Source organism: Streptomyces sp. NPDC058678 (assembly GCF_042714835.1).
In the GTDB taxonomy this organism is placed as follows: domain Bacteria; phylum Actinomycetota; class Actinomycetes; order Streptomycetales; family Streptomycetaceae; genus Streptomyces.
The window spans coordinates 44,278-55,526 of the sequence record NZ_JBHXSG010000049.1 but is presented as its reverse complement, the minus strand read 5'-3'; the positions used below and the strand labels follow the sequence as shown (position 1 = coordinate 55,526).

9 protein-coding genes are annotated in these 11,249 nt (G+C 68.9%); 6 read left to right on the top strand and 3 right to left on the bottom strand.

The features are described 5' to 3' along the window. Window positions 1-97: 97 nt before the first annotated feature. On the bottom strand, window positions 98-1,111 hold the full coding sequence (locus tag ACFWWR_RS34525) for a hydroxyacid dehydrogenase (RefSeq protein ID WP_384307473.1): 1,014 nt from the start codon (window positions 1,109-1,111) through the stop codon (window positions 98-100). A gap of 357 nt (window positions 1,112-1,468) precedes the next feature. Between ACFWWR_RS34525 and ACFWWR_RS34520 the strand changes: the two genes are divergently transcribed. The 6 genes from ACFWWR_RS34520 (at window position 1,469) to ACFWWR_RS34495 (ending at window position 9,798) form a co-directional block, all read left to right on the top strand. Continuing rightward, window positions 1,469-2,797: an ABC transporter substrate-binding protein gene (locus ACFWWR_RS34520; RefSeq protein ID WP_384307471.1), complete on the top strand. Its 1,329-nt coding sequence runs from the start codon at window positions 1,469-1,471 to the stop codon at window positions 2,795-2,797. 40 nt (window positions 2,798-2,837) lie between these two features. Beyond that, entirely contained in the window at window positions 2,838-3,791 is a 954-nt protein-coding gene (locus ACFWWR_RS34515; RefSeq protein WP_383872530.1) for a carbohydrate ABC transporter permease, read from the top strand. Next, window positions 3,788-4,669, top strand: coding sequence for a carbohydrate ABC transporter permease (locus ACFWWR_RS34510; RefSeq protein WP_384307469.1), 882 nt, complete (start codon window positions 3,788-3,790; stop codon window positions 4,667-4,669). Before ACFWWR_RS34515 ends, ACFWWR_RS34510 begins: the two co-directional genes overlap by 4 nt. 10 nt (window positions 4,670-4,679) lie before the next feature. Next, on the top strand, window positions 4,680-7,607 hold the full coding sequence (locus ACFWWR_RS34505; protein WP_384307467.1) for a Tat pathway signal sequence domain protein: 2,928 nt from the start codon (window positions 4,680-4,682) through the stop codon (window positions 7,605-7,607). An 89-nt stretch (window positions 7,608-7,696) separates the two neighbouring features. After that, window positions 7,697-8,848 carry an alginate lyase family protein gene (locus tag ACFWWR_RS34500; RefSeq protein WP_384307465.1) on the top strand — a complete coding sequence of 384 codons (1,152 nt, stop codon included), beginning with the start codon at window positions 7,697-7,699 and terminating at the stop codon, window positions 8,846-8,848. A gap of 155 nt (window positions 8,849-9,003) precedes the next feature. Further along, on the top strand, window positions 9,004-9,798 hold the full coding sequence (locus ACFWWR_RS34495; RefSeq protein WP_384307463.1) for an alpha/beta fold hydrolase: 795 nt from the start codon (window positions 9,004-9,006) through the stop codon (window positions 9,796-9,798). Window positions 9,799-9,885: 87 nt separating this feature from the next. Here ACFWWR_RS34495 and ACFWWR_RS34490 read toward each other — a convergent pair whose 3' ends face one another. Both ACFWWR_RS34490 and ACFWWR_RS34485 read right to left on the bottom strand, forming a co-directional pair. After that, window positions 9,886-10,443, bottom strand: a complete 558-nt coding sequence (locus ACFWWR_RS34490) for a GtrA family protein (protein ID WP_384307461.1) — start codon at window positions 10,441-10,443, stop codon at window positions 9,886-9,888. Between the two features lie 13 nt (window positions 10,444-10,456). After that, window positions 10,457-11,128 carry a DUF4097 family beta strand repeat-containing protein gene (locus ACFWWR_RS34485; protein WP_383872661.1) on the bottom strand — a complete coding sequence of 224 codons (672 nt, stop codon included), beginning with the start codon at window positions 11,126-11,128 and terminating at the stop codon, window positions 10,457-10,459. Window positions 11,129-11,249: the final 121 nt, after the last annotated feature.

Here is an 11,249-nt window from a genome sequence, read left to right as displayed (position 1 = left end):
GGGTATCGCCCCGCGTCGCCGCCGCGACTTCGGGCTGTGGGAAAGGGGTCCGCACACGCCGGCCGCAGATGGGCCTGTGCCCTGGGACCACCGCGGTTCAGGCGCTGTTGACCAGGTCGGCCTGGACCACCGCGTGCGCGAGCGGTACTCCCGCGGCGAGCAGTGCCAGCTCGTCCACGACGGTGCGGCCCAGCCGCTCCAGCTCGTTGCCCAGCGACCCGGCGATGTGCGGGGTGAGGAACACGTTGGGCAATCGGTACAGCGGTGAGTCCGCGGGCAGCGGCTCCGGTTCGGTCACGTCCAGCACGGCGCCGATCCGCCCGGTGACCAGTTCGTCGGTGAGCGCGTCGGGATCGACGAGCGCGCCCCGGGAGGTGTTCACGAGCACCGAGCCGTCCGGCATCAGCGACAGCCGCCGACGGTCGAGCATCCGGTAGGTCTGCGGGATGTCGGGAGCGTGCAGGCTGACGATGTCGCTGGTGCCCATCAGCTCGTCCAGTGGCAGGAGTGCGGCGCCGAGCGCGGCAGCTTCGGAGGCGTCGACGTACGGGTCGTACAGCGTCACCGAGAAGTCCAGGGGCCGCAGGAGTTCGAGCAGGCGGCGTCCGACCCGGGAGGCCCCGATGATCCCGACCCGCCTGCCGAGGTTGCCGACCCTCCGGTAGTCGCCGGACGGCGGGAACACGTGCTCGGTGCGGAAGCGCTCCCGCAGTCCGAAGGCGTCCTTGCCCGCCAGCAGGATCGCGGCGAGTGTGTACTCGGCCACCGGAAGCGCGTTGGCGTGCACCGCGCTCGACACCGTGACGCCCCGGTTCCAGACCGCGGGTGCGAGCAGGGCGCGCACGCTGCCCGCCGCGTGCAGCACGGCTCGCAGCCGGGGCGCCGCGGACAGGACGTCCTCGTCGACGCGCGGGCACCCCCAGCCGGTGATCAGCACCTCCGCCTCGGCCAACGGCCCGGCCATCGCCGGGTCGGTGAAGTCCCGTACGACCAGGGCGGGATCGAGCCGCGTCAGTGACGTCAGCCGTGCCATCAGCCGGGGCGGGAAGAGCGCGGGAAGGTGCACCGGGTCCATGGCGAACAGGGCGCGAGGCAGCTGTGGCGTGGGCATGGGGCTCCGCATCTGGCGGGAGGAGTGGAAGAGGTAAACGGCGTAGTAACCGTATTCCACGCTAAGCCTCGCGGAGGCTGTCGGTCAACGGCCCTGTGGGAGGTTACGGGGGCGGGGTCGACCAGGACTCGAAGCAGCTCTGGCAGCGAAAATGCAGATCAGGGGCGCAAGTGGCGTAACTCGCGCGCAAGCCTGGCGAAACAATTGACCCCCTGCCTCTTGTGGTGGGCCCTTGGACGTCCTACGGTCCCGGGAAACGGTTTCTACAACCGACGCTTCTTCTTTCCCCGTCTTGCTTTCAGCCGCCCGCGCCCTTCCCCCCGCCGCAGGCGCTGTCCGCCCATCTCCGGAGGACCGATGAGCACCACCCGTACGAGAGCCTTCGCCGGCGCGGCCGCCGCCCTCTCCCTGTCCCTCGCCCTGAGTGCCTGCGGTGGCGGCGGCGACACCGACACGGCGGCGGCGAAGACCACCAAAGGCAAGGTGCAGCTGGAGTTCTGGAGCTGGACCGAGGGCATCCAGCAGCAGGTCGCGGTGTGGAACAAGGAGCACCCACAGACGCAGGTGAAGTACGTCAACGCGGCCGGCGACACCGTCTACCAGAAGCTGCGCGCCGCGATCACCTCCGGCAACGCGCCCTGCCTGTCGAAGATGGACGGGATGAACCTGGCGAACTTCGCCGCCGACGGCCTCCTCACCGACATCACCAAGGTCGCCGCCCCGTACAAGTCCCGCTACACGGTCCCCGCCTGGAACGCGGTCAGCCCCGGCGGCGCCACGTACGGCATCCCCACCGGATCCTCCCCGCTGTTCACCGCCTACCGGGCGGACCTGTTCGAGAAGTACGGCGTCAAGGCGCCGACCACCTGGGACGACCTGATCACCGCGGGCAAGGCGGTGCAGAAGAAGGTCAAGGACGTCAAGGTCTTCAACATGGCCGGCGAGGATCCGAGCACACTGGTCGACCTGTCATGGCAGGCGGGCGCGCAGTGGTACAGGATCGCCGGCGACCACTGGGAGATCGGCTTCACTTCACCGGACGCGCTCAAGGCCGGCGACATCGTCCAGCAGCTCGTGGACAACGGCCTCGCCTCCAACGCCTCCTACGCCGACCCCGGCGTCTTCAAGACCTGGGACCTCGGCAAGACCATCCTCATGACCACTTCCACCTGGCAGCTGCCGATCTACGACACCAACTTCCCCAAGTCCAAGGGCAAATGGCAGCTCGCCGACGCGCCGGTCTTCGACACCGCCAAGCCGCAGACCTCCAGCAACTTCGACGTCACGGCCGTACTCAAGGGCTGCAAGTACTCCGACCGCGCCGCCCAGTTCGCGGCCTGGCTGTCCAGCAGCAAGGAGTCGCTGACCGCGCTCACCGACCCCGCCTCGAAGTCGGGGCTCTTCCCGGCGGTCAAGGACGTCTCCCCGTACGTCGACAAGATCATCCCGGCGGAGATGTTCAACGGGAAGTCGGACAGCGCGCAGATCATCACCACCGCTGCCTCCCGCGTCGGCGAGCAGTGGCAGTACGGGCCGAACTACGCGGCCATGTACTCCGAGATGCAGAAGCAGTGGGGCAAGGTCATGAAGAAGGAGCTCACCGTGAAGGACATGCTGACGCACCTTCAGAAGTGGGTGCTCGCCGATCTGAAGAACAAGGGCGTCAAGGCCGTCGCCGCGAGCTGACCGCCAACGCCCCACGGACGCATCTCACCTGGAGACATCGTTGTCCACCCTGACGCGACCGGCGAAGGTCGCCACCGACTCCCCGGTCCGGCGGACCTCCCCCCGCCGGGCCGGGAGACGGGGAGCCTACAAGGGCCTGCTGTTCATGCTGCCCTTCCTGATCGGCTTCCTCCTCACCTACGTCGTGCCGATCGGCTACGCCCTCAACCAGAGCCTGCACGAGAAGAAGAGCAGCGGCATCGGCTTCGGCCCGACGAAGGTCGTCTTCGCGGGCTTCGCCAACTTCGCGGCGATCCTCGTGGACGGCACCTTCTGGGCCGGCATGCTGCGCACCCTCCTCTTCGGGGCCGCGCAGATCGCGGTGATGCTGGGCATCTCCCTCCTGCTGGCCCTTCTGCTCGACGGGATCGCGGCCCGCGCGGTCCGCTTCTTCCGCGCCGGACTGCTCATCCCGTACGTCATCCCGGGCGTGGTGTCGACGCTGATCTGGCTGTTCCTCTACAGCCCGACGGCCAGCCCGATCATCGACCTCGCGGACAAGGCGGGGACGAGTGTCACGTTCTTCGGCGGCCTCAACACCTACCTGTCGCTGGGCAACCTGCTGACCTGGCAGGGGATCGGCTTCAACATGATCCTGATCTCCGCCTCCCTGCAGGCACTGCCGCGCGAGCTGTACGAGGCGGCCCGGCTCGACGGGGCGAAGGAGTGGCGGATCGCCTGGTCGATCAAGGTGCCGAACATCACCGGCATCCTGGTGCTGACCGGCATGTTCTCCCTGATCGGCCGGCTCCAGCTGTTCACCGAGCCGCTGTTCCTGCGGTACGTGGCGCCGGAGTCCATAAGCACCGACTTCACGCCGATGCTGGAGATCTTCGACCGGGCGTTCAAGACAGGCGACTACCAGTACGCCGCCGCCGAGTCGCTCGTCCTGGCGGTCGTCACCGGCATCCTCGCCTTCGTCTTCTACCGCGTCACGAACAGGAAGGTGTCATGAGCAGCGTCACGAATGCGGCGACCGCCACCGGCGGCGGAGCCCGCCCGACGCGCCGCGCGGTGGCCCTCACCGCCGGCCTGCTGATCGTGTTCCTGCTCTACTCGCTCGCGCCGACCTGGTTCCTGCTGGTGGCGTCGACGAAGAACCAGGCGGACCTGTACTCGACGTTCGGCCTGTGGTTCTCCTCCAACCACCTCGCCGACAACTTCCAGGCGATCTGGGAGTACCACGACGGCGTCTTCGGCCGCTGGATCTGGAACTCCGTCCTGTACTCCACCGTCGGCGCCGCGGGGTCGACCTTCGTCTCGCTCGCCGCCGGCTACGGCCTGGCGAAGTTCGACTTCCAAGGCCGGGGTGCCCTGTTCGGCGTGATCGTCGGCGCCTCGCTGCTGCCGAGCACACTGCTGGCGTTCCCGCTCTACCTCGTCTTCGCGGAGATCGGGCTCACCAACACGGTGTGGGCGGTGCTGATCCCGTACTTCATCAACCCGTTCGGGGTCTACCTCGGCAAGGTGTACGCCGACACCTCTGTGCCCACCGAGCTGATGGAGGCGGCCCGCATCGACGGCGCTAGCGAGACGCGGATCTTCTTCTCGGTCGCGCTCAGGCTCATGCGCACCGGCGGCATCACGATCTTCATGCTCGACTTCGTCAACATCTGGAACAACTTCTTCCTCCCCCTGTTCATGCTCAACGGCGAGCGTTCCTTCCCCGTCACCCTGGGCCTCTTCTCCTGGGTGCAACAGGCGCAGACCTCCCGCGACATGAACACCCTCGTCCTCACCGGGTCGCTGCTGTCGATCATTCCGCTGGCGGTCTTCATGTTCGCCCTCCAGAAGTACTGGCGCAGCGGAATCCTCATGGGCAGCCTCAAGTAAAGGAACAACCGTGCCCAACGCACCCAGAAGACGCGACGTCCTGAAGTACGCCGGAGCGACCGGTGTCGCCGCGACAGCTCTCGGCCTGCCCCTGGCCCCGCCCGCCGCCGCGGCCGAACCGGACGCGTCACGCACACCTGGCCGTACCCCGCTCGACGTCGTCGTCTTCGGAGACGCGGACTCCGAGGCCGCGCACCACCTGAACGCCACTCGCTCCGACACGGTCACCGGCGGCCTCGGCCAGCCGGCACGTGTACTCAACCCCTCGGATCCGGCGTCCTTCTGGGGCGGCAGGCTGAAGTTCGACGTCGCCGTCAGCCCGACCGGGACCACCTACGTCACGGTCCGGCTCTGGGGCGACGACCACGACGACACCTCCGAGGAGGCCGCGTCCGGCACCGACATGTGGCGGCTCCAGCTCTTCTGCGAGGGCAAGCAGGTCGGCTACGAGGACCAGGGCGCCGTGGACAGCCTCGACATCCTGGACACCGCCCCGCGCACCCCGGGCCGCTTCTTCTTCCACACCCTGCCGCTGCCGGAGAAGATGACCGCCGGCAAGGACACAGTGACGCTGGAGATCCGGGCGATGGGCCGCATCTGGTCCTACGGCCAGGACGCGAGCCAGCTGTACCGGACCATGACCACGCCCTCGCGCGGCATCTACCGCCTCTACACCCACACCGACCCCTACTTCGTACCGCCCAGGGGCGAGGTCCAGGGCACCGCGCCCAGGGCGACCGCCCGCACCGGCGGCGAGGAGGTCATGGACGCCATCAAGGCGCGGGTGCTGAAGGACCAGAAGAACCTCCTCACCACCGCGACCCCGGCCACCATGGACGGCTGGGCCATGCAGTCGCTGGCCGAGGGCTATCTGTGGTCCGGCAGCCCCGCTCACCAGGACCCGCAGGCGCTGGACCGGGTGCTGCGGGCCGTCGACGGCCGCTACATGGCCTGGAAGGCGGACAGCACCGTCCTGACCGGCTCCGACCAGCAGTGGCAGGGCTTCGGCAGGGTCGGCCTGGTGCTGGCCCTGCTGTGGGAGCATCTCGGTGACCGTCTGAGCGAACAGGTCACCGGATCGCCGTACGCCATCGCCAACCCCGGCTTCGAGCTGGGCACCAACACCCCCACCTCCTGGGAGATGCCCGGCTGGGCCACCGGCGGTGGCGGCACCTGGACCCGCGACACCACCGTCTCCCGTTCCGGCTCCGCCTCCCTCAAGCTGCGGGTCACCACCACGAACGGCTACAGCTACGTCAACTCCGCCCCGAGAACCCGTATAGGTCAGGGCACGTACACGTACGGTGCCTGGATCAAGACCGACGGTGTCACGGGCACCGGCGCCCACATCGACCCCCTCTTCTTCGACGCGAGCGGCAAGCTGGTCGGCAGCGACCACAAGGTGTACGCGAGCAAGGGCACCCACGACTGGGAGTACGTCGAGTTCGTCTTCGACACCCCGGTCGGCGTGACCCAGATGGAGATGCACCTGCGCCTGTCCGGCCCCGGCACGGCCTGGTTCGACGACGTCACCCTCGTCGCCCCCACCGCCACGACCACACCCGTGCCGCCGGTGCGCAAGGACGCGTACGTCGACATGCTGAAGTCCAGCCGCGACTACTGGCGCCGGCACTTCCCGCACTACAGCAACCAGGCCCAGATCTGCGCCATCGGCCTCTACCAGGCCAACCGCGGACTGCAGCTCCTTGCCCCGGACCTGGCCCTGCCGGAGGAGAAGGCCCGCGACTATCTGTACCAGTCGATCGGGATGGTTCCCTACCTCGGCCCGGAGGACAAGGACGGCAACCCGACCAAGCCGCTCGGCGACGGCTACTACCAGGTGACCAGGGCCGGCCTGACCCGCGAACTCGGCTACGTCGGCAGTTACGGCGAGGTCATCGACTGGCTGGTCATGATGTACGAGTCGGTCACGCGGGGACACCAGGGCCAGGAGGCGCCCGAACTGCGCGACCACATGGTCATGATGACCAAGGCACGCGGGAAGTTCCGGGTCATCGACGTGGACAAGGACCACTGCCGGATCTCCCGCATCGAGACCGTCATCGGCTGGCGCAACGAGGTCTACCCGGGCGAGACCGCGTACGCCTCCCGCACCGCCTGGGACTCCAACCCCCTCATGTCGGCCGCCGTGTTCAAGGACCCGGAGATCGTCGGCTGGACGCAGGAGATGGTCGTCGACGGTCAGCTCTATCCGCAGATCCACCTCCAGGCCAACCACCCCTGGACCCGCGTGGGCCTGAACGCCCTGCGGTTCCTCTCCCGAGACTGGGACGACTTCCAGTCCCTGGCTTCCCGGCCCGGCCGTATCCCGACCGGCTGGGACCAGCCCGACTTCGTCTTCACCGACGAGGAGAACGGCTGCGTCGCGGTCAAGAACGGTCAGGAGCTCTTCTTCGCCTCGCTCTACTTCCGCTCCCGCCAGGGGGTGAACAACTACGCCCGCGTCCACCACGTCACCCCCGTCGACCAGCGCTCGGCCACCCTGCGCGAGCGCAGCGCGGGCACCACCGACGCCACCTACACGGCCCGCGACTGGGTCCTGTGGGACTACGCCATCAACGACCCCGGCGCCTCGCACATCCCTCCCGGCGGCTTCCCGCCGCCCGGCGACACCCTCCACCAGGCGCTCGCCGGTGACGTGTACCGGCTCGCTCCCGTGCCCGACGACATCCCCGACCCCACCCTCGGCGTCCACTTCGAAGGCGTCGAGACCATGCTCGTCGGCCGCGCACCCTTCTACCTCTGCGAGTACGGCGACTACCTCATCGCCATGAACACCAGCGCCGACAAGACCTTCACCCTGCCCGCCCGCACCGGCTTCGGCCCTGCCCGGGACCTCGCCACCGGCAGGACCGTCGGTGCCGGGAACCGGCCGAAGCTCGGCCCGCGCAGCACCCTCGTGCTGTACCGGGGCTGATGTACGACCGGGTCGGTGCGGTACGAGGGCCGCACCGACCCGCGCTCTGCCGCTCCTTCCGCACTCAACGCCGAGTGAACAGGAATCACATGAACGAGCCGCGCTCCCGCCGCCGTTTCCTCCAGATCACCGCAGTCGGGGCCGGTGCGGCCGCCGGCGCCGCACTGACCGGCGCGGACCAGGCCGCCGCCGTCACCTCGGGCCTGACCTCCCTCACCCACCCCGGCGTGCTGCACAGCCGGGCCGACCTCGACCGGATACGCACGAAGGTCGCCGCGGGCACGGAGCCCTGGCTGAGTGGCTACAACGCCTTCGCCGCCGACTTCTTCTCCCGTTCTTCCTATGTGGTGGCGGGCGGCCGGGCGACGGTCACCCGGGGCAGCGACACCGAAGACGGCAACACAGAGCTCTGGTACGACTGCAACGCCGCCTACCAGAACGCCCTCATGTGGTACATCACCGGCGACACCGCCCACGCCACCAAGGCCCTGCAGATCATCAAGTCCTGGACGAACGCGCTCAGGGAGATCAACGGCAAGGACGCCGAACTCGCCGCCGGCATCTACGGCGCCAAACTGGCCGCCGCCGTCGAGATCATGCACTACACGGGGCCGTCGGGAAGTTGGTCGGCCGCGGAACTCGCGGCCACGGTCTCGATGTTCGAGAACGTCTTCGTGCCTCTCGTCAATGTCTACGGCGATGGCGGCTACGGCCTGATGGGCGTCAAGGGCATGCTGCAGATCGCGGTGGCCTGCAACAACCTCACCCTGTTCAACGACGCCTACAACGCCTTCCAGACCAACGGTTGCTGTGCACTGACGAAGCTGATCCAGCCCGGCACGGGCCAGTGCTGCGAGTCCGGCCGCGACCAGGCGCACACCCAGCTGATCCTGGGCTCGCTCGCCGAGATCTGTCAGACCGGCTGGATCCAGGGCCTCGACCTGTACGGCGCGTCCGACGCCCTGTTGCTGTCCGGCTTCGAGTACACGGCGAAATACAACCTCGGCAACACGGTCCCGTACGACGCCACCTTCGGCCGGTGCAACTGGCACTGGTCCGCCATCTCCACCGACGGGCGTGGCACGTTCCGGCCCATCTACGAGATGGCGTACAACCACTACGTGAAGCGGGCCGGCAGAACCGCGCCGTACACCGCGCAAGTGGCGGCGCGCCTGCGGCCGGAGGGCGCTCCTGTCCAGTGCGACCACCCGGGCTTCGGCACCCTCCTGTTCTCCCTCTGAGTTCCGATCGGACCATGTGATCCACCACCCCGTCCTGCGCGGCTGCGAACCCGAACCCGTGATTCCGCGCGCGGGCAGCGACCACCACGTCGCCACCTCGACCTTCGGATGATGGTCGGGGACTTCGCGTACGCCACCTACCAGGAGCACCACACGTGATCGACCTCGGACGCATCCGCCTGTTCAGCACGAGCCTGGGGCCCGTCGACGCCCCCGCCCTGCTGCTGTCGCACGGTTGGGGCGGCGACGGCCGGGAATGGTCGGCGCATGCCGAGACCCTGGCGGACCGCTTCCGCGTGATCGTCCCCGACCTGCGCGGCCACGGCCGATCCGAGGTGCCGGAACAGGGCAACACGCCGATGGACATGGCGGACGACCTGGCCGCGCTGGTCGAGATCCTCGGCTGCGGCCCGGTGGTCGCCGTCGGCCACTCCATGGGCGGGCAGGTGGTCAACCTGCTCGCCGTACGGCACCCGGAGCTGGTCCGGTCGGTCATCGCCCTCGACCCCGCCCACGGCGCCCACGGTGCCGAAGTGGACGGGATCCCGGGCCGGTTGGCCGAGTACCGGCAGCGGGGCTCCCGGGCGGCGGCGGCCTTCGTGGCAGGAGCGTTCTCCCCGCAGGCCCCGGCGGGGCTGCGCACCGCGCACGTCCGCACCATGCTCGGCACCCCCGATCACGTCATCGCCCAGTCGTACGCGGGCATGTACACCGACCGGGATGCGGTCGGCGTCCGTCCGCGCAGTGAGGCGTACCTTCGCCGACGTACCCAGCCGGCCCTTACGGTGTGGACGTCGGCCGAGGCCGCCCGCTGGGAGAGGGGCACGCTGCACGTGCCCGGCTCGCGGGTGGACCACTGGCCCGGCGTCGGGCACTACCTGCACGAGGAACACCCCGAGCGGACCGTGCGGCTCGTTCAGGACTGGGTGAGTGGAGCCGTTCCGCAGTGAACGAGGCGCTGACCGACGGCGAGGCCACGCAGCCCAGGTCGAAGGCTTCCAGCTGACCGGTGGGTGCCGGCCCGATGGGGTCGGGGCTCATGCCGCCAGCTGTTGCCGTTTCCGGTTCGGCCCACTCGTGCACGACGACCGCCGCACTCCCGTCGGGACGGATACGGCCGTCGACCCCTGCCGCGTCGACGGTCGTGTGGTCCGGCTGCGGCGGCCGGCGAAGACGTAGAGGCGCAGGATGACGAAGCGGCCTGTGCCGGCGAGGCCGGAGGCACTGAGGTAGACGATCTGCTCGGTCAGCATTCCGGGGGAGGGCTGCACCATGTGCAGGATGTAGACGGCGATGCTGGTCGCCAGGTAGGCGGCGGTCGCCGAGCCCGCGGACTGCCAGTGCTCCCGCCATCTGGCGCTGCGCCCCTTGCCGAAGGTGAAGCGGGCGTGGAGTTCGGTGCACAGCAGGGTGGAGGCGACGGTGATGAGCGCGTTCGAGGCGGCCCAGGGCATGGCCATGGCCGACAGCGGTACCGCGAAGCTGGAGAGGACCCCAACGCCACCTCCGAAGATCACGAACCGTAGGAAGGAGGCGATGGGGCCAGGGGCGCCCGAAGTCGCCATCTCGGGCTTCTGTGCGAGTGGCGACTTCATGGCGGGTGCTCCTTTAAAGGCTGCGGGCGGTGATGTCGCCGTAGGCGGTGGTCGCGTGGATGTCGAGCTGGGCGGCGGCGCCGTCGGTGTTCACAAGCGCGTTGTGGATCCGGCCGTAGGTGGTGCCGGCGTCCAGACGGGCGGAGACTCCGCGGGCGGCGCCGATGGACACCTGGCCGGACTCGGTGCGCAGCACGACCCTGCCGCGCACGGCCTCGTTGATGTGGAGGTCGCCCTTTTGGGTGCTGATCTCGGCGGGGCCGCCCAGGCGGCCGACCGAGATGTCACCGGCGAGAAGGGTGAGGCGGGCGCTCGCGGTCTCGTCCAGCTTGACCGAGCCCTGCGCGCCCTCGAAGGCGACGTCACCGAGCCGTCCGACGCCCCGGAACTCGGCGGCGGCCGCCTTCGCCTCGACGCGGGAGCCTGCGGGCAGCTGGATGGTTACCTCGACGGATCCGGAGGGGCCGAGGATCCGGTTCTTCGCCGGTGAGGTCTCGATCCGCAGCACGCCGTCGCCGTATTCGACCGTGGTCTGCTCCGCCGCCTTCACGTCGCGGTCCTTCGAGGCGTCCGCGGGCAGGACCTCGACCGTGGTGTCGGCCCGGTCGGCGGCGATGAACTGGATGCGTCCCGCGGGGATGTCGAGGACGGCGGAGATCGCGGCGGGGGTGTCGAACTTCTGCATCATGCTCTCCCTCTTCTGTAGCGGGCGCTTCTTTGGCTCGCTGTTTCTGATGAGGGAAAAGCTACGTTGCGTTCACGTAACTGGCAACAGAGCTGTTGCGTGCTCTAACTATCGATGCAGG